The sequence below is a fragment of the Delftia sp. PE138 genome (assembly GCF_018320755.1).
Taxonomy (GTDB): domain Bacteria; phylum Pseudomonadota; class Gammaproteobacteria; order Burkholderiales; family Burkholderiaceae_C; genus Comamonas; species Comamonas tsuruhatensis.
Genome location: NZ_JABEPN010000003.1, coordinates 464566 through 485077 on the forward strand (window position 1 = coordinate 464566; position 20512 = coordinate 485077).

General features: G+C 68.8%; 18 protein-coding genes. 11 read left to right on the forward strand and 7 right to left on the reverse strand.

Going from position 1 to position 20512, the window contains the following annotated elements; translation table 11 throughout:
* Positions 1–11 precede the first annotated feature (11 nt).
* Positions 12–1628, forward strand: coding sequence for an RNA polymerase factor sigma-54 (locus tag HFGMBDPB_RS14435; protein WP_016450698.1), 1617 nt, complete (start codon positions 12–14; stop codon positions 1626–1628).
* Between the two features lie 21 nt (positions 1629–1649).
* Here the strand turns inward: HFGMBDPB_RS14435 and rtcR are convergent, their stop codons facing one another.
* A complete protein-coding gene (rtcR, locus tag HFGMBDPB_RS14440) occupies positions 1650–3275 on the reverse strand; it encodes an RNA repair transcriptional activator RtcR (protein WP_046239906.1) in 1626 nt (541 codons plus the stop codon).
* 698 nt (positions 3276–3973) lie between these two features.
* Here rtcR and HFGMBDPB_RS14445 point away from each other — a divergent pair.
* Genes HFGMBDPB_RS14445 through rtcA form a run of 5 tightly spaced genes read left to right on the forward strand, consistent with a single transcriptional unit; the run spans position 3974 to position 8866 of the window.
* Complete coding sequence (locus HFGMBDPB_RS14445) at positions 3974–5113, forward strand: slipin family protein (RefSeq protein ID WP_046239905.1); 1140 nt, start codon at positions 3974–3976, stop codon at positions 5111–5113.
* A gap of 56 nt (positions 5114–5169) precedes the next feature.
* Positions 5170–5667, forward strand: coding sequence for a hypothetical protein (locus tag HFGMBDPB_RS14450; RefSeq protein WP_046239904.1), 498 nt, complete (start codon positions 5170–5172; stop codon positions 5665–5667).
* A gap of 59 nt (positions 5668–5726) precedes the next feature.
* A complete protein-coding gene (locus tag HFGMBDPB_RS14455; RefSeq protein ID WP_200903756.1) occupies positions 5727–6944 on the forward strand; it encodes an RtcB family protein in 1218 nt (405 codons plus the stop codon).
* Positions 6945–6997: 53 nt separating this feature from the next.
* Entirely contained in the window at positions 6998–7813 is an 816-nt protein-coding gene (locus HFGMBDPB_RS14460) for a nucleotidyltransferase domain-containing protein (RefSeq protein ID WP_046239903.1), read from the forward strand.
* A gap of 9 nt (positions 7814–7822) precedes the next feature.
* The gene (gene rtcA, locus HFGMBDPB_RS14465) at positions 7823–8866 is read left to right on the forward strand and encodes an RNA 3'-terminal phosphate cyclase (protein ID WP_046239902.1); all 1044 of its coding nucleotides are present in this window, start codon (positions 7823–7825) and stop codon (positions 8864–8866) included.
* A gap of 6 nt (positions 8867–8872) precedes the next feature.
* Here the strand turns inward: rtcA and rocF are convergent, their stop codons facing one another.
* Both rocF and ocd read right to left on the reverse strand, forming a co-directional pair.
* Entirely contained in the window at positions 8873–9838 is a 966-nt protein-coding gene (gene rocF, locus HFGMBDPB_RS14470) for an arginase (protein ID WP_026062796.1), read from the reverse strand.
* A gap of 17 nt (positions 9839–9855) precedes the next feature.
* Positions 9856–10929, reverse strand: a complete 1074-nt coding sequence (gene ocd / locus HFGMBDPB_RS14475; RefSeq protein ID WP_070080758.1) for an ornithine cyclodeaminase — start codon at positions 10927–10929, stop codon at positions 9856–9858.
* A 115-nt stretch (positions 10930–11044) separates the two neighbouring features.
* Here ocd and HFGMBDPB_RS14480 point away from each other — a divergent pair, with 115 nt between their 5' ends.
* The 3 genes from HFGMBDPB_RS14480 (at position 11045) to sugE (ending at position 13318) form a co-directional block, all read left to right on the forward strand.
* On the forward strand, positions 11045–12325 hold the full coding sequence (locus tag HFGMBDPB_RS14480) for a THUMP domain-containing class I SAM-dependent RNA methyltransferase (protein ID WP_046987251.1): 1281 nt from the start codon (positions 11045–11047) through the stop codon (positions 12323–12325).
* On the forward strand, positions 12322–12810 hold the full coding sequence (locus HFGMBDPB_RS14485) for a putative toxin-antitoxin system toxin component, PIN family (protein WP_016454612.1): 489 nt from the start codon (positions 12322–12324) through the stop codon (positions 12808–12810). The genes HFGMBDPB_RS14480 and HFGMBDPB_RS14485 overlap by 4 nt, the downstream gene beginning before the upstream one ends.
* Positions 12811–13000: 190 nt before the next feature.
* Positions 13001–13318 carry a quaternary ammonium compound efflux SMR transporter SugE gene (gene sugE / locus HFGMBDPB_RS14490; RefSeq protein ID WP_013804742.1) on the forward strand — a complete coding sequence of 106 codons (318 nt, stop codon included), beginning with the start codon at positions 13001–13003 and terminating at the stop codon, positions 13316–13318.
* A 13-nt stretch (positions 13319–13331) separates the two neighbouring features.
* On the opposite strand, the gene HFGMBDPB_RS14495 is transcribed toward sugE, so the two are convergent.
* From HFGMBDPB_RS14495 to HFGMBDPB_RS14505, 3 genes are all read right to left on the reverse strand, one after another.
* Positions 13332–13883 (reverse strand): GNAT family N-acetyltransferase, encoded by a 552-nt coding sequence (locus tag HFGMBDPB_RS14495; protein WP_046241091.1) that lies wholly within the window; start codon positions 13881–13883, stop codon positions 13332–13334.
* Positions 13884–14297: 414 nt separating this feature from the next.
* Positions 14298–16694, reverse strand: coding sequence for a cytochrome P450/oxidoreductase (locus tag HFGMBDPB_RS14500; RefSeq protein WP_212645629.1), 2397 nt, complete (start codon positions 16692–16694; stop codon positions 14298–14300).
* A 34-nt stretch (positions 16695–16728) separates the two neighbouring features.
* On the reverse strand, positions 16729–17709 hold the full coding sequence (locus tag HFGMBDPB_RS14505; RefSeq protein ID WP_034389537.1) for a Bug family tripartite tricarboxylate transporter substrate binding protein: 981 nt from the start codon (positions 17707–17709) through the stop codon (positions 16729–16731).
* A 160-nt stretch (positions 17710–17869) separates the two neighbouring features.
* Between HFGMBDPB_RS14505 and HFGMBDPB_RS14510 the strand changes: the two genes are divergently transcribed.
* Positions 17870–18694, forward strand: coding sequence for an IclR family transcriptional regulator (locus HFGMBDPB_RS14510; protein WP_013804735.1), 825 nt, complete (start codon positions 17870–17872; stop codon positions 18692–18694).
* A 30-nt stretch (positions 18695–18724) separates the two neighbouring features.
* Here the strand turns inward: HFGMBDPB_RS14510 and HFGMBDPB_RS14515 are convergent, their stop codons facing one another.
* On the reverse strand, positions 18725–19588 hold the full coding sequence (locus tag HFGMBDPB_RS14515; RefSeq protein ID WP_212645630.1) for a BUD32 family EKC/KEOPS complex subunit: 864 nt from the start codon (positions 19586–19588) through the stop codon (positions 18725–18727).
* Between the two features lie 140 nt (positions 19589–19728).
* Between HFGMBDPB_RS14515 and HFGMBDPB_RS14520 the strand changes: the two genes are divergently transcribed.
* Positions 19729–20511 carry an IclR family transcriptional regulator gene (locus tag HFGMBDPB_RS14520; protein ID WP_126312933.1) on the forward strand — a complete coding sequence of 261 codons (783 nt, stop codon included), beginning with the start codon at positions 19729–19731 and terminating at the stop codon, positions 20509–20511.
* Position 20512: the final 1 nt, after the last annotated feature.

Here is a 20512-nt window from a genome sequence, read left to right on the forward strand (position 1 = left end):
GGAGCTGCCGCTTGAAGCCCGGACTGTCGCTGCGCGTCTCCCAGCATCTTTCGCTCACCCCGCAACTGCAGCAGTCGATACAGCTGCTGCAGCTGTCCACGCTGGAGCTGGCGCAGGAAGTGGAGCAGATGCTGGGCGACAACCCCTTCCTGGAGCTGGCGAACGACGACGGCGACCACGAAGCGGCAAGCAGCGCCCCGGAGCCTGCGGCGCCCGGCGCCGACGCCGCGGACTCCTTCCAGGAAAGCCGTGCGGACCAGCCATCGGCTGCGGTGGAATGGGAGGCGCCGTCGGACACATCCTCCGGCGATGCCGCCGAGACCTCCGGCACGGCCGAATCCCTGAGCTGGGAAGGAGATGGCCAGACCAACTCGGGCAACGACGACCGCGACTGGGGCAGCGATGCGCCTTCCAGCCGCACGCGCGGCCAGGGTGACGATGACGAGACCGATGCCACCGAGCTGGCACGCAGCGCAGAAAGCCTGACCGACCATCTGCACCGCCAGGCCCTGAGCCTGCGCCTGGGCGAGGTGGATCGCGCCGCGCTGCGCTTTCTGATCGAGAACCTCAACGACGACGGCTACCTGGAAGACCCGCTCGACGAGCTGGCACAGGGCCTGGCGGGCGACGACCTGGAGGAGTGCGAGGAACTGGTGCACCGCTTCACCGTGGCGCTGCGCCTGTTGCAAAGCCTGGAGCCGGTGGGCGTGGGCGCGCGCGACCTGGCCGAATGCCTGACGCTGCAGCTGCGCGACCAACTGGCCGATGCCGAGCGCGAAGGCGACGGCAGTGCCGAGGACGAAGATCGGCAGGCCGTGCTGCGCACCGCGCTGGACATCTGCGCCCAGCCCATGGACCTGCTGGCGCGGCGTGACCTGCGCAAGCTCGCCAGCCTGTGCGGCGCGCGCGAGGAGCGGCTGCGCGAGGCGATGGTCCTGATCGCCCGGCTGGAGCCGCGCCCGGGCCGGCGCTTCGCCGACGTGCAGCGCCAGATCGTCGTGCCCGATGTCATCGTGCGCCCGGTGCGCATGGGTGCGGGACGCATGGAGTTCAGCGTGCAACTCAACCCCGATGTCATGCCCAAGCTGCGCGTGCACGACATCTATGCCAGCGCGCTGCGCAGCCACCGGGGCAGCGAAGGCCATGCGGCTCTGCAGCAGCGGCTGCAGGAGGCGCGCTGGTTCATCAAGAACATCCAGCAGCGCTTCGACACCATCCTGCGCGTGTCGCAGGCCATCGTGGAGCGCCAGAAGAACTTCTTCGTGCATGGCGAGCTGGCCATGCGCCCGCTGGTGCTGCGCGACATTGCCGATGCGCTGGGCCTGCATGAATCCACCATCAGCCGCGTGACCACGGCCAAGTACATGGCCACGCCGCAGGGCACCTACGAACTCAAGTATTTCTTCGGCTCGGGCCTGGGCACCGAGGCGGGCGGCAACGCGTCGAGCACGGCCGTGCGCGCGCTCATCAAGCAGTTCGTCGCAGCCGAGGACCCCAGGAAGCCGCTGTCGGACAACCAGCTCGCCGACATGCTCAAGGAGCAGGGCATCGAATGCGCGCGGCGCACGGTGGCCAAGTACCGCGAGCTGCTCAAGATCCCGCCGACCACGCTGCGCAAGGCGCTGTAGCCGCGCAGGGCGCGCACGCTCTCAGGCCGCAGGCGCGCGGCCGGCCACGTCATCCCATTTGAGGCCGAATTTCAGCAGGTATTTGCGCAGGCGGTCGGCATCGTTGACCACGCTGCGCTGGGTGCGTGACTGGTCGAACAGGCGGCGCCCCGCATCGGACAGCGAGGGCGATTGCCTGCACACGCGCAGCACCGCTTCGAGCTGCATGCGGTCGAAAAGATCCATCTGCTCCAGCCTATCGGCGGGCAACAGCGCATCAAGGCCGCAGCCGGCGCCGGCGGGGGCGGGCTGCGCTGCCTCGCCCCGTTGCCACAGCCACTGCATGCGCTGGATCTCGGCATCGACCAGGGCCGTGGAGATGCGCCCTCCGTCAGCCAGCGTGGCCAGGCGCGTCATGCTGGCCGACAGGTCGCGGAAGTTGCCGCTCCACAGCGCCTCGGGCGAGCGCGCAAAGCGCAGATAGCGCTCGCGGGCCTCCACGTTGAAGCGCACCATCTGGCCGGTCTCGTCGGCCGAGCGCGCGAGCAGGTGGTCCATGTTGGGTTCTATGTCCTCGGGGCGCCCGGCCAGGCCCGGCAGCGCGTAGGACCACAGGTTGATGCGCGCGAACAGATCCTCGCGAAAGCGCCCCTGCGCCACGTCGATGCGCAGGTCGCGGTGCGTGCCGGCGACCAGCTGGAAATCGCTGCTGACCTCGCGGTCGCTGCCCATGGGATAGAAGCGCTTTTCCTCCACGGCCTTGAGCAGCATGGCCTGTTCGTCCAGGCCCAGCTCGCCGATTTCGTCCAGGAACAGCACGCCCTGGTGCGCGCTGCGCAGCAGGCCGGCGCGGTCGGCCGCAGCGCCCGTGAACGCGCCCTTCTTGTGGCCGAACAGCACCGAGGCTGCACCATCGCCGCGCAGCGTGGCGCAATTGACCTCGACGAACTCGCCCTGCACCTGGTGCCTGGCCTTCTTCAACTCGTACATGCGCCGCGCCAGATGCGATTTGCCCGCACCCGTGGGACCCGTGAGCAGGATGGGCGCGCGCGAGCGCACGGCCACGCGCTCGATCTCGTCGATCAGCGCGTTGAACCCGGCATTGCGCGTGGCGATGCCGCTCTTGAGAAATTGCACGGCCTCGCTCTGCTCGGCGCCGAAGCGCTGGGCGATCACGTCGTAGCGCGACAGGTCCAGGTCGATCAGCGCATAGCTGCCCGGGTCGCCCATGCGCTGGCGCCGGGGCGGCGAAGTCTGGGCCAGCACGCCGGGAATGCGGCGCGACTCCACCAGCAGGAACAGGCAGATCTGTGCCACGTGCGTGCCCGTGGTGATGTGGGTCCAGTACTCCTCGCGCTCGGGGTCGAAGCGATAGGCCTGCGTCCAGTCGAACAGCCGCGCATAGACCTCGCCGAAATCCCAGGGATCGGCAATGTCCATGGGCACGAGGTTCACCTGGGTCTCGGGCGATGCCGTGGCGATGTCGCCCTGCAGCAGCTGCGCCAGGGCCAGATGGGGCGGCGTGTAGAGCAGCTCCAGCCGCTCCACCACCAGATCCTCGTGCTGCATGAGGGAGAGGGTCGGCCGCCATTTCTCCCAGCGCCCCGCGCCCCTGCCGGAGTCCAGCTGCGTACCCAGAAAGCCGATGACGACCTTTTTCTTTTCCATGTTTTTGTCTAGTTGGATAGCTGAAATTCTAGTTTCTTTGGATTGAAGAAGAAATCAAGAAAAGTGTGATTTGAGATTTATCCAAATAAATCAAGGGGTTGAAGAATTGTTTGGCGCCTGATGCCGGGCTGGCACGCATCTCGCAATAACCAAGGCATCCAGTGCAGGCGGTGACCGCTCACAGGCCGGGGTTGGGGCAAAGGCCCGCCCCGCCGGTGCCGGAAGTCCGGGCCCCCAGGGGCTTGTCGATTTCCCGCATGCCGCACGCCGCAGGCGCTGGGTGACGGCAAGGTTGTGGAAACCGTCCCGCAAGGGACGCCTGGTTCGACTCCAGGCTTGCCAGCCACTGGTAGCTCAGTCTGGTAGAGCACCCTCGCAAGAGGACTGTCGCAGGTTCGATTCCTGTCCACTCTTCCGGCCGCAAGGCCGGGCTATTGAAACGGTCGAAAGACCACCCGCCGAACGCGGGAGGTGGCCGCCGGGTTGCGATGCAGCCCCAGGCCGCCCCCCCGTCAGCAGCGGCGGCTGTGCCAGGTCCCGGCACGGTCCGCGCCCGCAGCCAGCCACGCTGCAACCTGTTTCCAGGGTTGCCGCCACGGCGCACTGCAAGGCCCGGGCCGTGCCCCCTGGAACCCTGCCGCTGCTGTAACGGCACCCCTATGGATTGCGGCGAAGACGCCGAACGAGGAGAAGAAGAAATGCTGAAGATCCAACGCATCACCGTCAAGAAGAACGAACGCGCCCTGCTGCTGCGCAATGGCGATTTCGAGCGCGTGCTGCACAGCGGCCGGCACTGGCTGTTTGCCGGCACCGACCAGCTGCGCGTGGAAACCTTTGCCCTGGAGCAGCCCGCCTTCACGCACGGCCTGGCCGACTACCTGATGGCCCAGGAGCCCGCCGTGGTGGCCGCCGAATTCCTGCGCGTGGAACTGTCCGAAACCGAGGCGGGCCTGCGCAGCGAAAACGGCGTGCTGGTCGAGATCCTGCCGCCCGGCACGCGCCGCCTGTACTGGAAGGGACTGGTGGATGTGAGCGTGCAGGTGGTCGACCTGCAGGCCGGCGCCGAGCTGCCCGCCGCCCTGGCGGCGCGCCTGACCCAGACGCAGCTGCGCCAGCGCAGCGTGTCCGGCCTCAACGGCGTGCTGCAGGTGCAGGTGCCCGCAGGCCAGTGCGCGCTGCTGACCATCGACGGCAAGGTGGACCGCCTGCTGCAGGCCGGCAGCCATGCGTTCTGGAAGTTCGGCCGCAGCATTGCCGTGGAGCTGGTGGACCTGCGCCTGCAGGCCGTCGAGGTCTCGGGCCAGGACATCATGACCCGCGACAAGGTGAGCCTGCGCCTGAACCTGAGCGCCACCTATCGCCACACCGACGTTCTGCGCGCCTTTGCCCAGCTGCAAAAGCCCGCCGAGCACCTGTACCGGGAGCTGCAGTTCGCGCTGCGCGCCGCCGTGGGCACCCGCACGCTCGATGAGCTGCTGGAGAACAAGACGGTGATCGACGACGTGGTGACCGCTCACATGGCGGCCAAGCTGCAGCCCTTCGGCATGGTGGTGGAGAGCGTGGGCGTGAAGGACATCGTGCTGCCCGGCGAGATGAAGGCCATCCTGACCCAGGTGGTGCAGGCCGAAAAGCAGGCCCAGGCCAACGTGATCCGCCGCCGCGAGGAAACAGCGGCCACGCGCTCGCTGCTCAACACCGCCAAGGTCATGGAGGACAACCCCGTGGCCCTGCGCATGAAGGAGCTGGAGACGCTGGAACGCGTGGCCGAGCGCATCGACAAGATCTCCGTGTTCGGAGGGTTGGACCAGGTGCTCAACGGGCTGGTGAAGATGCGTTGACCGGCAGGCTGGTCGGCACACAACGGACAACGAAGAAACAAAAGAGAGGTACGGCCATGGCCGCATTCGAAGAACTATGGAGCTATGAGGTGGGCAAGGCGGGCTGGGCGACGTTGAAGTTCAGCACGCCCGAGGAGGAACTGGTGTGTGCCGTGTCCTACCTGCATGATTCGCTGGGTGATCTGGCCGCCATGGCGCTGGCCTTGGCCAAGGGCGCGCACCGCGCTGCCGCCGTGTTCATGGACGAGCCCGGCGAAGTGCACCTGAGCATGGAGGGTGGCCACGACACCCTTTCATACGAGCTGCGGCAGTACGCGGACTGGGCCAGCTGGGGCATCACCGCCATGGATGACTATGAAGTGCTGGCCCGTGGGCAGATGGCCCGCGAGGACGTGGTGCGCAGCGTGTACCGCGTGCTGGACGGTATTTATTGCGGCATGGGCGTCGAGGAATACCGAAAGCGCTGGCTGGAGCATGAATTCCCGCTGCGGGACTATCAAAGCCTGGGCAGCGCCATCCGCAAGCGGGACCTGTCTCGCCTGATGCGTGGATGAGCCGCGCGGCAGCAAGACCTGAACAAGACGAACAGACAAGAAGACTGAAGGACAACGCAATGAACTACCTGCAACACAACGTGGAAAACGGCGTGCCCATCAAGATGTGGACCAAGGGCGTGCCCGTGGAGGACGAGGCGCGCAAGCAGCTGGAGAACGCCGCGCGCCTGCCCGTGGTGTTCAAGCATGTCGCGGCCATGCCCGATGTGCACCTGGGCATAGGCGCCACCGTGGGCTCGGTGATTCCGACCATCAAGGCCATCATCCCGGCGGCCGTGGGCGTGGACATCGGGTGCGGAATGATGGCTGCCAAGACCACGCTGCGCGCCGAGGACCTGCCCGACAACCTGGGCCCGCTGCGCTCGGCGATAGAGCAGGCCGTGCCGCATGGCTCGGTGCCGCGCCACCGGGGCCGTGATCCAGGCAGCTGGGAGAACCCGCCCGTGTCGGTGGACCAGGTCTGGGCCACGCTGGCCGAGGAGTTCGACCTGCTGTGCGAGCTGCATCCGCGCCTGGCCAACACCAACAACCGCAAGCACCTGGGAACGCTGGGCAGCGGCAACCACTTCATCGAGATCTGCCTGGACGAGGCGGGCTTCGTGTGGTTCATGCTGCACTCGGGCTCGCGCGGCGTGGGCAATGCCATCGGCACCCATTTCATCGAGCTGGCCAAGAAGGACGCAGAACTGCATCAGCGCAACCTGCCCGACAAGGACCTGGCCTATTTCGAGGAAGGGGCCCGCTACTTTGGCGACTATGTGCGCGGCGTGTCCTGGGCGCAGAAGTTCGCCATGCGCAACCGCGAGGTGATGATGGCCAACCTCATCGCCACGGTGCGCAAGGTGATCGCCAAGCCCTTCGAGTCGCATGTGGAGGCGGTGAACTGCCACCACAACTACGTGCAGCAGGAGCGCCATTTCGGCCAGGACGTGTTCATCACCCGCAAGGGCGCGGTGAGCGCGCGGCGCGGCGAGCTGGGCATCATCCCGGGCAGCATGGGCGCGCGCAGCTATATCGTGCGCGGCCTGGGCAACCCGGAGAGCTTCGAGAGCTGCAGCCACGGTGCGGGCCGCGTGATGAGCCGGACCAAGGCCAAGAAGATGTTCAGCGTGGCGGACCACATCAAGGCCACCGAGGGCGTGGAATGCCGCAAGGATGCCAATGTGGTGGACGAGATTCCCATGGCCTACAAGGACATCGATGCGGTCATGGCCGCGCAGCAGGATCTGGTGGAGGTGGTGCACACCCTGAAGCAAGTGGTGTGCGTGAAAGGGTGAGTGGATGAGGGCCCCGGGCTCTCATCCTCCGGAACAGAAAGCAGGATGAGAGCATGAGGGAAGAGAAGGTATTGAGCGCGCATCCGGTCTCCGACGCCATGCGCGCCACGGTGCTGGCCAACCTGGCCGAGGTGGAGCGCAGGCACGAGGTCACGGTGCTGTTTGCCTGCGAGTCGGGCAGCCGCGGCTGGGGCTTTGCCTCGCCCGACAGCGACTATGACGTGCGCTTCATCTACGTCCACCGCCTGCCCTGGTATCTGACGGTGGCGCCGGGCCGCGATGTCATAGAGCAGCCGCTCAGCGGCGAGCTCGATGTCAGCGGCTGGGAGCTGCGCAAGGCGCTGGGGCTGCTGCGCGCCTCCAACCCCACGCTGCTCGAATGGCTGCGCTCGCCCGTGGTCTACCGGCAGGAGCAGCCCTGGGCCGAGCGCCTGCATCTGCTGGCCGAGCAGGGCTTTTCGCCGGTGCGCGGCTACCACCACTACGTGGCCATGGCGCGCAAGAACCTGCGCGCCCACCTGCAGGGTGATGTGGTGCGCTACAAGAAGTACTTCTACGTGCTGCGTCCACTGCTGGCCGCGCGCTGGATACGCGAGGGGCGCGGTGCGCCGCCCATGCGCTTTGCACAGCTGGCGGCGGGCACGCTGGAGGATGCGGGCCTGCTGGCCGAGCTCAACGAGCTGCTGGAGCTCAAGATGCGCCTGGGCGAGGCCGCCAAGGGGCCGCGCCGGGTGCGCGTCCATGATTTCCTGGAGCGCGAGCTGGCCCATGCCATGGCCCATGCGCCCGATCCGGGGGGCCAGGCCGATGCGGCGCCGCTGGACCGCTATCTGCGGGATGCCGTGGCGCGCTTTGGCGGCAATGAATGAAAGAGAAAAATGAAAGTGATCGAGATCGACGGCTCCGCCGGGGAGGGCGGAGGCCAGATGCTGCGCAGCGCGCTGGCGCTGTCCATGTGCACGGGTCAGCCCTTTGCCATGCAGCGCATCCGTGCCGGGCGCGCCAAGCCGGGCCTGATGCGCCAGCACCTGGCCTGCGTCAATGCCGCCGCCGAAATCTGCGGCGCGCAGATGCAGGGCGCCGAGATGAATTCGCAGACGCTGCAATTCACACCGGGGCCGGTGCGTGCGGGCGAGTACCGCTTCGTGATCGCCTCGGCGGGCAGTTGCACCCTGCTGCTGCAGACGCTGTGGCCCGCGCTGATGCTGGCCAATGGGGAAAGCCGCCTGACCCTGGGCGGCGGCACCCACAACCCGGCCGCGCCGCCCTTCCATTTCCTGGAGCGCAGCTATGCGCCGCTGCTGCACAGGCTGGGCGCGCGCTGCGAACTGCGGCTGCGCCGGCTGGGCTTTTATCCGGCCGGTGGCGGCGAGATGGACGTGACGATCACGCCGGCAACCAATGGGCTTGTGCCTTTCGATATCACCGAACGCGGCGCCCCCTTGGCCAGCCATGCCGAATGCTTTGCGCCCGCGCTGCCACGCGCGGTGGCCCAGCGCGAACTGGACCATCTGGGCCAGGCCCTGGACTGGTCTGGCGAGCAACTGCAGGTGGCTGCCGTGCGCCAGAACGAGGGGCCGGGCAACGCGCTGCTGGCCACGCTGGCCTATGAGCACCTGAGCGAAGTGTTCACGCAGTTCGGCAAGAAGGGCGTCAGCGCCGAAAAGGTGGCGCATGACCTGGCACGCGAGGTGCGCCGCCACCAGGGCAGCCGGGCCGCGCTGGGCCCGTACCTGGCCGACCAATGGGCCCTGCCGCTGGCGCTGGCCGTCTGGCGCAGCGGGCGCGGTGCCAGCTACACCTGCACGGAACTGACGCCGCATGCGCGCAGCAATTTCGAGGTGATCGAGCGCTTTGTGCCTGTGCGCTTCGCTACGGACGCACCGGGCGACGGCTGGCGTGTTTCGCTCTCGCCAGCCTGAGCGGCCTCAGCGATCGGCCCGCACCAGCGTGCTCTTGCCGAACAGGCTCTCCAGCAGGTCCACCACCAGCTCGGCCGTCTGGTTGCGCAGGTCCAGCGCCGGGTTCAGTTCCACCAGGTCCATCGAGCCCAGGCGTCCGGTATCGGCCAGCATCTCCATGCACAGCTGGGCCTCGCGGTAGCTGGGGCCGCCGCGCACGGGCGTGCCCGTGCCGGGCGCGATGTCGGGATCGAGGTAGTCCACGTCGAAGCTCAGGTGCAGGTGGGTGTCGCTGCCGGCGAGGCCGTCGAGCGCGCGGCGCATGACCTCGCGCATGCCCAGTTCGTCGATGGCGCGCATGTCGTACACCTCGATGTCCAGCGAATGCAGCAGGCGCTTTTCCTGGTCATCCACGCTGCGCAGGCCGATCTGGCACAGCGAGGCGGCATCCAGCGCCGGATCGCCGCCCTGGGACAGCGCGGTCAGCGGCTCGGGCCCCAGGCCGCACAGGCTGGCCACGGGCATGCCGTGCAGGTTGCCGCTGGGCGAGATATCGGGCGTGTTGCAGTCGGCGTGGGCGTCCAGCCAGATCACGCGCAGCGCGCGGCCCAGGCGGCGGCAGTGGGCGGCCACGGCGCTGATCGAGCCCATGGCCAGGCTGTGGTCGCCGCCCAGCATCAGCGGCAGCTCGCCATCGTCCAGCGCCTGGCCCACGGCCTGGTGCACGGCGTCCATCCAGGCGCGGGCCGGTGCGAGGTGGCGCAGCCCCTGCTCGGGCGGTGTCTGGGGATTGGGCGGACCGGCCAGGTTGCCGATGTCGCGCACCTGGCAGCCCAGCTGGCGCAGCGCCGGGGCCAGGCCGGCCACGCGCAGCGCGTCGGGGCCCATGGCGCTGCCCAGGCGGCTGGCGCCGATGTCGGTGGGCACGCCTATGAGTCTCAGGGCGCGTGCGGTCTGCGGGGTCGTATGGGTGTTCATGCTCATGGGACCCATGGTATGCAGTCCCCGTGTCAGCCAAAGCCGCGTTCTGCCTGCCCGGCCTCGCGCACCAGCCGGTACAGGTCGCGGGGGTCGGCCAGCGCAGGCACCAGGTCGATCGACTGCATCAGCCCGGTGTCGTGGGCCAGCGCGCGCAACCAGCGCAGGGCCGAATAGTCTTCCAGCGCAAAGCCCACGGAGTCGAACAGCGTGATCTCGGTGTCGTGCCCGCGTCCCGGCGCCAGGCCATTGATGACCTGCCACAGCTCGGTCACGGGCGCGTCGGCGGGCAGCTGCTGTATCTCGCCTTCCACGCGCGTCTGGGGCGTGAACTCCACGAAGATGCGCGCGCGCCGCAGCAACTCCACGGGCAGTTCGGTCTTGCCGGGGCAATCGCCGCCGACGGCATTGATGTGGGTGCCGGGGCGCACATCGGCATCGGCGATCACGCAGGCGCGGCGCTTGGCGGCCGTGACCGTGGTGACGATGTCGGCGCCTTCCAGCGCCTGGGCGCTGCTGGTGCAGCAGGTGATGCGCTGGGCGGCAATGCCTGCATGGCCCAGGTTGTCCACCAGCTTGCGCATGGCCTGGACATCGATGTCGAAGATGCGCAGCCGTTCCACGCCCAGCAGGTGGGTGAAGGCCAGGGCCTGGAATTCGGACTGCGATCCTGCGCCGATCAGCGCCATGCTGCGGCAGCCCGGCCGCACCAGCCGGCGCGCGGCCAGCGCCGAGGTGGCCGCGGTGCGCAGCGCCGTGGCCAGCGTCAGGTCGGACAGGAAGACCGGCAGGCCCGTGGCCACGTCGGCCAGGGCGCCGAAGGCCATCACCGTGGGCAGGTCCCGGTCGGCGTTGTCTGGATGGCCATTGACGTACTTGAAGGCGTAGTCCAGCGCATCGGACACGGGCATGAGCTCGATCACGCCGCCGGGCGAATGGTGGGCGAGGCGGGCCGATTTCTCGAAATCGGGCCAGCGCGCGAAGTCTTGCTCGATGGCATCGGCCAGGCCGGCCAGGCAGGCGGCGACGCCGACCTGCGCCACCAGGCGTGCGGCCTGCGTGGCGCCGAGGAAATCCGTGTGGACGGGCGTGGTTCGAGTCTTCATGGTGCTCTCCCTCGCGGTTGCTTCCACTGTAGGCCCGGGCCGAAGCGCAGGCAAGCGGGTTTCGGCTGGCGCCTGCGCGGGGAATCGCGGTGCGCGTATGCTCGGCACCCAAGCTATGAACCAACTGCATCTGTTTTTGCCCTGCGCCGCCGGCGTCGAGGGATTTCTGGCCGACGAGGTCCACGCGATCACCGGCCTGAGCGGCCACGACCTCCTGGTCGGCCGTGGCGGCGTGATGGTGCGCGGCCTGTGGCGCGACGCCCTGCTGCTGAACCTGCACAGCCGTCTGGCCCAGCGCGTGCTGGTGCAGCTGTCGCAGACCCTGTACCGCAACGAAAACGACCTGTACCGCGCCGCCAGCGAAGTGGCCTGGGAGATCTGGTTCTCCCCGCGCGAGAGCTTCAAGATCGAAGTCACGGCCCAGCACAGCCCGCTGACCAGCCTCAACTTTGCGGCGCTGCGCGTCAAGGACGCCATTGCCGACCGCTTCCGCGACAGGAAGGGCGTGCGCCCCGACGTGGAAACGCGCCACCCCGACGTGCGCGTGCACCTGCACCTGACGACCGACGAGGCCACCATCTACATCGACACCTCGGGCGAGGCGCTGTTCAAGCGCGGCTGGCGCGAGGACAAGGGCGATGCGCCGCTCAAGGAAACCCTGGCCGCAGCCATGATCGCCGCCACGGGCTGGGACCCGCACGGCGACGATCCCCAGCCGCTGTACGACCCCTGCTGCGGCAGCGGCACGGTGCTGATCGAGGCCGCGCAGATCGCCCGGCGCATTCCGGCCGGCATCCTGCGGCGCTTCGCGTTCGAAAAGCTCGTGCCCTTCCAGAGGCATGTGTGGGAAGCCATGCTGGACGAGGCAGAGGCCGCCATCCTGCCCGACAGCCCCGTGGGCATCTATGGCTCCGACGTGTCCCACCGCATGGTGGACTTCGCCCAGCGCAACGCCGAGCGCGCGGGCGTGGGCCAGACCGTGCAGCTGCGCGGCGGCGACGCGCTGCAGCGCATGCCGCCCTGCGAGCAGCCCGGCCTGATGCTGCTGAATCCGCCCTATGGCGAGCGCATTGCCGCAGCCGGCTCGGCCGGCCGCAGCGCCGGCGAGCGCATGGCCGTGGTCGAGCGCGCGGGCCGCGAGACGGCCCAGACCGAGGACGGCGTGGAATTCTTCAGCCAGCTGGCCACCCACTGGAAGAAGAACTACAGCGGCTGGAGCGCCTGGATGCTCACGCCCGACCTCAAGCTGCCCGGCAAGATGCGCCTGAAGGAAGCGCGGCGCACGCCCATGTGGAACGGCCCCATCGAATGCCGGCTGTTCCGCTTCGACATGGTCCGCGGCGCTGTCAAGCCCAGAAAGGCCGCCGAAGGCCCGGCAGAGGGCACCGTGCCATGAAGATCGTGCTGCGCTGGCCGCAGTGCAACGACGGCTACGAAGGTCCCCTGCCCCGGCCCGTGGTGCTCGATACCAATGTGGTCCTTGATATGCTGATCTTCGACGATCCGCATGTTCCGCCGATCCGCGAGCTGGTGGAGCAGGGGCAGATGCGCTGGATCGCCGACCAGGCCCAGCGCATCGAGCTCGAACGCGTGCTGCACTACAGCCAGATCGCGCCGCGCGTGGCCTTCTACGGCAAGACGGCCGAAGGCGTGCTCTCGGCCTTCGACGGAGCCGTCGAATACGTGGCCGATGCGCCGCGCATCCGCTTTGCCTGCACCGACCCCGACGACCAGCATTTCCTGGACCTGGCCAGCCAGCACCAGGCGCTGTTGATCAGCAAGGACAAGGCCGTGCTCAAGCTGCGCAAGCGCGTGGCCGGCCTGGGCGCCACCGTGGGCAACATCCTGCTGGCTGAACAGGAAGAGGCACTGGCCGCCTGACGCCCTGGATGCTGTTGTGCAGCAACCACCCAGGCGGCAATGGGGCAACAGGCTGGGTGCGGCCGGCTTGAAGGCTTTCTCCTAAACTGGCGGCCATGCAGGAGGCACAAGCCCTTCTGCCAGGAGGACGGCCTCCCCCACATCGGGACATGCATGCGCCGGGACGACCCGGCTTCACAAGGAGTTTTCCATGGCATGGGTCTATCTGTTGGTGGCGGGGCTGCTCGAAGTGGTCTGGGCGTTTTCGATGAAGCAATCGCACGGCTTCACGCGGCTGGTGCCCAGCGCCATCACCATCGTCACCATGATCGCCAGCTTCGGCCTGCTGGCCGTGGCCATGCGCAGCCTGCCGCTGGGCACGGCCTACACGATCTGGACCGGCATCGGCGCCGTGGGCGCCTTCCTGGTCGGCATCACGGTCCTGGGCGAGCAGGTCAGCGCCATGCGCATCGGCGCGGCCGTGCTCATCGTCTCGGGCCTGGTGCTGATGAAGATGTCTTCGGACTGAGCGGGGCGGCCGTTCAGCGGCCCGTGCCCAGCTCCAGCGTCAGGCGCAGCATGTCGCGGTGCTGCACGCCGCGCTCCCACAGCTGGGTGGTGTAGTGCTTCAGAAAGAAGTCACGCACGATTCCCGTCACGCGAAACCCCGCGCGCTGGTAGAAGACCAGCTGGTCGCCGAAGCTGCCGGTGCCGACCTCGATGCGGGGAGCACCTTGCGAGCGCGCCCAGGCGATGGCCTGGCGCAGCAGGGCGGTGCCCAGGCCCCGGTGATGCAGCGATTCCGCAACCGCGATGTTCATCAGCTCCCAGGCGGGTGGGCCTGAGGCCTCGTCGCCGCTGTCGCGCAGCGGCACCAGCACGCACATGCCCAATACCTCGCCGCGCCCGCCGGGACGCGGCGGCTGGCCTTCGCGCTGGAAGGACTCGCGCGCGGCAAAACAGGTGGAGCCCGCCAGATAGCCGCGCACCTTTTCCCGCGACGGGTCCGCCGACAGCAGCAGCGGCCACGGCGCCTCGGCCGGGTTCAGCGGCTCTATGTGCCAGGGTGCGAGGGAAACGGAAGGCGCGGTCATAAGCCTGAATCATCCCATGCCTGACATTGGGACGCAGTTGGGCACCTCTGCGGAATCTTGACGTGCGCTTACAACTGTGCGTTTGCACGCCGGGATCTAGTGGTTTATACTTATTCCTAGGGTAAACGCTTAGAGGGTTTTCCCGGCATTCGCGGCACTTGAGATGCATGCCGCCAGTGATTGTTGAGCGTCTCAGTAAGGAAGTTCACCATGCGCCAAGCAATCTATTCCCTGATCGATTTCATCCAGCAAGCCCGCAACGCCGAGCTCGAAATCGCCAACCAGTAATCCGGTTGGAGGCAGGTGCGCCCTGAAGCGCGCCCACCGATGCGATCGCCCCATTGCCGATGATGGCCTTGGGGCTTTTGTGTTTCTGGGCGCCGGGCTTGCGGGCACAGGGCAGCGGAGTCCTGACTACAGGCCCAGCACCAGCCTGCCGCTCCTGGCGCGCGAGCAGCAGCTCATCATCTTGGTGCAGGCCGCACGCTCGCCGCGCGTGAGCACCATGTCTCGGTGGTCCACCTCGCCGTCGAGCACGGGCACTTCGCAGGACCCGCACAGCCCTTCCCGGCAGTCGCTTTGCACTTCGATCTTCGCGCTGCGCAGGGCGTCCAGCAGCGTCTGGTCGTTGCGCACCTGTAGCACAAGACCCGAGGCGCGCAGTTCCACCTCGAAGCCCTGCTCCCTGGCAGGGTCCAGCGCCCCCACGGTGGAGACGAAATGCTCCACGCGCAGGCTGTCCTCGGGCCAGTGGCGGCTGGCGGCCTCCAGGCCGTGCAGCAGGCGCGCCGGTCCGCAGGCATGGATGCGGGCTCCGGCGCGCGGCGTGGCCAGCAGGGCGGCGTAGTCGGCGCGCCGGCCTTCCTCCGCCACGTACAGGTGCAGCCGGGCGCCATGCTCGGCCTGCAGCGGCGCCAGCAGCGCCATGCCCGCGCGGCGCCGGCCGCTGTAGTGGATTTCATAGGACAGGCCCAGCGCCCTGGCGCGCCGTGCCATGGCCGAGATGGGCGTGATGCCGATGCCGCCGGCCACCAGGATCAGGTGGCTGGCGCCTTCGTCCAGCGGGAAATGGTTGCGCGGGCCCCGCACCTGTACGGTGGCGCCGCGGTGCAGATGCGCATGCACCCAGGCCGAGCCGCCACGGCCGTTGGCCTCGCGCAGCACGGCAATCTCGTAGCTGCCGGTGTCCTGCGGGTCGCCGCACAGCGAGTACTGGCGCGACAGGCCCGTGTCGCCGCATTGCAGGTCGATGTGCGAGCCCGGCGTCCAGCGCGGCAGGGCGTGTCCATCGGCGGCCTTCAGGCGCAGGCGCAGCACGCCTTCGGCGGCAGCCTCGGCCTCGGCCACGACCATGGGCCGGCTGGCGCCGCCCTGCAGGGCTTCGCCGATGCGCACGGGCTGGCGCGCCTGCAGCAGGGCGGGACGGGCGCGCTCGGGGTTGAGGGCCGGGTCCCACTCCACCCACAGGTGCTCGGGGCCCCGGAACGAGGTGTTGGGCACGTAGGTGAACCGCTGCTCGGCCAGCCGCATGTGGGGAAGGCGGCGCGTGAACTCCTCCAGGAAGATCTGCATCTCCATGCGCGCCAGGTTCTTGCCCATGCACTGGTGCGAGCCATAGCCGAAGGTCAGGTGGTCGGCGGCGTTGTCGCGGTGGATGTCGAAGAAGTCGGCATCGGCGAAATGCCGTTCGTCGTGGTTGGCCGACGAGGTCACGATGAGCAGCTTCGAGCCCGCCGGCACGGCCACGCCGCCGATCACCACGTCGCGCGTGGCCAGGCGCCGCCAGGCGGCCACCGAGCCGTTGTGGCGCAGGCATTCCTCCACGGCATTGGGGATCAGCGCAGGGTTCTCGCAGATCTGCTTCCAGGCGCCGGGATGCTGCAGCAGCAGCTTGACGGCGTTGGCCGTGGCATTGGCCGTGGTCTCGTGCGCGGCCACGATGCCGGCCATCATCATGGAGTGCAGGTAGGAGTCGGTGACGACCTCGGGAAGCTCCTTTTGCTTGCGTATGCCGTATTGCATCCAGCCCGGCGCATCGGGGTTCTCGCGCATCTTGGCCAGCACCTTGCCGGCCAGCTGCCAGAAGTTGCCCACCGCATGGGCCACGGCCACCTGCTGCTCGGGCCGGGGCCGGCCCCAGGTGTTGACGGTGTGGGCGATGGAGTACTCGCGCAGCCGGTCCATGTCCTCCTCGGGCACGCCGAGGAAGTGCAGGGCCACGGTCAGCGGCACCTCCCACAGCATCTGGTCCACAAGGTCGGCGCGGCCGTCGTCGATGAAGCGGTCCACATAAGCGCGCGCCAGCTCGCGCACCATGGGCTCGTGGTGGCGCAGCTCCTCGGGCGTGAACGGGTCCATCAGCGCGCGGCGGCGCGGCATGTGGGCGGGCTCGTCCTCGTTGACCAGGGTGCGGTTCAGCGCGAAGCCGTAGGAGGCCAGCACGGCATTGGCCTCCTCGCCCGTGGGCGTGATCTTCTCCAGCGCGATCGAGGGACTGAAGGCGATGTTGTCGCGGAACACCGCCTTGATGTCGTCGAAGCGCGTGACCACCCAGTAGCCCAGTTGCGGGCTGTAGAACACCGGCTCCTGCTCGCGCGCCCAGCGCACATATTCGGGCGGGTCCTGCTGGTAGCCGTCGCTGAACGGGTCGAAGGCCGCGGCACCTGCGCTGACGGGGCAGCCCGTGGGGCCGGTCTGGCCGCTGGGCTGGCGGTGGTCGAAGGGGCAGCGCGCGGAGGCGGGCGCAGAGCCGGGCGCAAATGCTGGCGCAGAGGCGGACGGGGCGGTGTCGGGGGCGGCGGAGGCAGTCATGGCAGGTTGTTCGCAGGCAGGCAGGCGCGGAGGGTCAATCCAAAGTGATGTTCTGGTCGCGGATCAGCTGGTGCCAGCGCGTGCTTTCGCTGGCCAGCAGCGCGGCGAACTGCTCGGGCGTGTTGCCCACGGGCTCCACGCCGAAATCCACGAGCTTCTGGCGCACGGCGGGCTCGTTGATCGCGGCCACGACCTGCCGGTGCAGGGCCGCGATGACCGGGGCCGGGGTCCTGGCGGGCGCCACCAGTCCTACCAGGGCGGCGGCCTGCACCTTGGGCAGGCCCAGCTCGGCGAAGGTGGGCACGTCGGGCAACTGGGGCAGGCGCGTGGCGTTGGCCACGGCCAGCGGGCGGACCTTGCCGCCCTTGATGAAGCCTGCGCCCGCGGCCAGGTCCACCATCATCACGGGCACCTGGCCGCCAGCCACGTCGCCCAGGGCCGGCGCCGCGCCCTTGTAGGGCGCGTGCACCAGCTTCAGGCCGGCCTCCACCCTGAGCAGTTCCATGGCCAGGTGGTGCGGGCTGCCGGCACCGGCCGAGGCGTAGTTCACGCCGTCCTTGCTGGTGCGCGCCTGGGCCAGGAAGTCTTTGGCCGTGGCCGCTGCCATGCCGGGGCCGGCCACCAGGATCATCGGGAAGCGGCCCATCAGCGTGACCGGCGCGAGGTCCCTGGCGGGGTTGTAGCTGAGGCTCTTGTAGAGCACGGGATTGAAGACCAGGGTGCCGTTGTCGGCCGACAGCACGGTGTAGCCATCGGCGGCCGCACGCGCGGTTTCCGAGGCGCCTATGGCCGTGTTGCCGCCCGGGCGGTTGTCCACCACGATGGGCTGGTGCACCTGGCCGCCCCAGGCCTGGCCTATGGTGCGGGCCAGGAAGTCCGAGCCGCCGCCGGCCGCGTAGGGAACGATCCAGCGCACGTTCCTGCTGGGGAATCCGTCCTGGGCCAGCGCGCCGGGCAGGGCGGTGGCCGATAGCAGGCCTGCGGCCAGTGTGGTGAGGAAAAGGCGCTTGTGCATGGGGCTTGTCTCCGGTGAGGCCTGGGTGGAATCCATGGAATCTTGTTTTGCGTAATTTTTCTACGCATTGCGTAAAAACACCGCCCGGGATTACCCGCAAGCTGCGGCACAATGCCCCGCCAGCCCTTAAAACAGGCCTTTCCAGACCCGTCCTGCCGCCATGACTTCCACTGTTGCCTCCGAGATTGACGAGCCCGCGCCGCCGCGCGAAAGGCGCCAGCGCGTGCAGGCCGCCGAGACCTGCCTGGCCGTGCTCAAGGCCCTGGCCACGCTGGGCGGACGCGCCAGCCTCACGGCCATCGCGGGCGCGGTGGAGGAAAGCCCGGCCAAGGTCCACCGCTACCTGGCCAGCCTGATGGCCGAGGGGCTGGTGGAGCAGGACCGTGGCGGCACGCAGTACGCGCTGGCGGCCGAGGCCATGCGCGTGGGCCTGGCCGCCATGCGGCAGTCCGACCCCATCCGCCTGGCCGAGCCGGCCCTGCTGCACCTGCGCGAGGCCTTGCAGGTCACCAGCTTCGTGGCCGTGATGGGCAACCTGGGGCCGACCATCGTGCGCTTCGAGGAGCCGGGCCTGCCGGTCACCGTCAATGTGCGCGTGGGCTCGGTGATGTCGCTGCTGTGGTCGGCCACGGGGCGCGCCTTCTTCGCCTTCATGGACGACGATGCCCGCGTGGATGCGCTGCTGGCCCGGGAGCTGGCCGAGGCGCCGGCCGCGCGGCGCGCGCTGCTCGATGGCGCGGACCCGCTGGGCACGCTGCGCCGCGAGATCCGCGCTGCGGGCTGCGCCTCGGTGCGCGACGTCAACCTGCCGGGCATCAGCGCCGTGGCGGCGCCGCTGCACGATTACACAGGCCATGTGGTGGGCGTGCTGTGCGCGCTGGGCGCCAGCGGCGGCTTCGACCCGGACCCGCAGGGCGCTGTGGCCCGGGCCCTGCGCGCCGAAGCGGCGCGCGTCAGCGCCTCGCTGGGCCATCTGCCCGGCTGAGGCCCGGTTGAGGCGTGCAGCCCGCTGCCGCTACGGCGTCACCAGCGTGTAGGCCATGCGCACGCGCTGCATGTCGCGGCCCAGGCGGCGGCTCTCAGGCAGGCGGCGCACCCAGGCCAGCTGTTTCACGGTGCGCGCCATCAGGGCGCGGGTCTCGGGCTCCATGGACTGCACGAAGTCCCGCCAGGCCGTGCGCGCGGCCGGCATGGCGCCGGCCTGCTCCAGTATCCAGGCCGTGGAGTGGGCGTAGCACAGGGCATCGCGCACGCGGCACAGCGCCAGGGGCAGGTGGGCGGCAGGGTCGTCCTCGAAGTCGATGAAGCCGATCACGCCGTCGGCACAGCAGACCATGTTGCGCGCAAAGGCCTGGCTCAGGCAGTCGCCGCTGCCATGCACCTGCTGCAGGGTCTGCAGGCCCTGCAGCCACAGCGCCAGCGTGCTGCCATCCCCCCGGGGCAGGGCGGCTTCCATGGCATTGCCCAGCGAGGGCGCCTCCACGCCGGGGCTGCCCAGGTGGCGCATGGCAAAGCCGTCCTCGCACTCGGCCAGCACGGCAGGCACACGCAGGCCGCGCTGCGCGAGCTGGCGCAGGCGGCGTACCTCGGTGCGGATGGCTTCGTGGCCGCCCGGGTTGGGCACGGGCCGCAGCACGGGCAGGCGCAGGCCGGCGGCCAGCAGGGCCAGGGCGCGATAGCGCCACGCCGGGTTGCTGGCGCCCGCGCGCTTGACCCAGATGGTTTCGTCGCCGCGGTCATAGCGCTGGATGCTCAAAGGCTGGCTCAGCACATGGGCGCGCAGGAAGGCGTCGTAGTCTGGCGATTCGGAAGGCGGGACGGCGGCAAACGGTTCGGACACGGCAGGCTTTTCTGGTGGGAGGCGCAGGGCGCCAAGCATGGACCGATTGTGCCGTGTCATGTCCGTTGCGCGGGGCAAGGCCTGTTTACGGGTTTGCACTGCGCACGGCCCTGGAAATCTGTGCGGCGGCACCCTGAAAATTGAGACAATCGTTTCATCTTTTCAGCCCTCATCAATCCATGAATTCCGAAGACAGTGGCAAGCTGGTGGCCGCCCTGGTGCGCGGCATCTCCGTACTGCAGTGCTTTTCCAACAAGCACCAGGAACTCAGCGCCCGTGACCTGATGGACATGACGGGCCTGCCCAAGCCCACGCTGTTCCGCCTGATCGACACCCTGTGCGAACTGAACCTGATGCGCTACTCCGAGCGCCTGTCCAAGTACGTGCCGGGCGTGGGGCTGCTGAACCTGTCCTCGCCCGTGCTGGCGCGCATGCACATGCGCCAGTTCGCGCGGCCGCACATGCAGGAGCTGGCCAATCACCTGGAGGGCCAGATCCAGCTGGCCGTGGGCCACGGCCGCCAGCTGTGCCTGGTGGAGCTGGCCAACGGCCTGACCAACAAGGTCTTCCTGCCCGAGATCGGCGTGCACATCTCGCTGTCGCGCACCGCCACGGGCCGCGCCTACCTGCTGAGCCTGCCCGAGGCCGAGCGCGAGGCCTTCATCGCGGAACTGCAGGCCGACGATCCCGCACGCGCCCAACAACTGCGCGAGCGGCTCGACGATGCGCGGCGCGACCTGGCCGAGCACGGCTTTTGCCGCAGCCACGGCGACCTGCACCGCGAGATCCAGTCCATTGCCGTGCCCATGTCCACGGCCCAGGACGGCGAGTACTGGGTGTTCTCGGTCTCCCTGCCCATCTACAGCCCGCAAAGCCGCGCGCTGGAAAGCGATGCCGGGCCGCGCCTGATCACGCTGGTGCGCCTGGTCGAAGGCATGCTGGGCGCCTCCAGCCTCTCGTGAA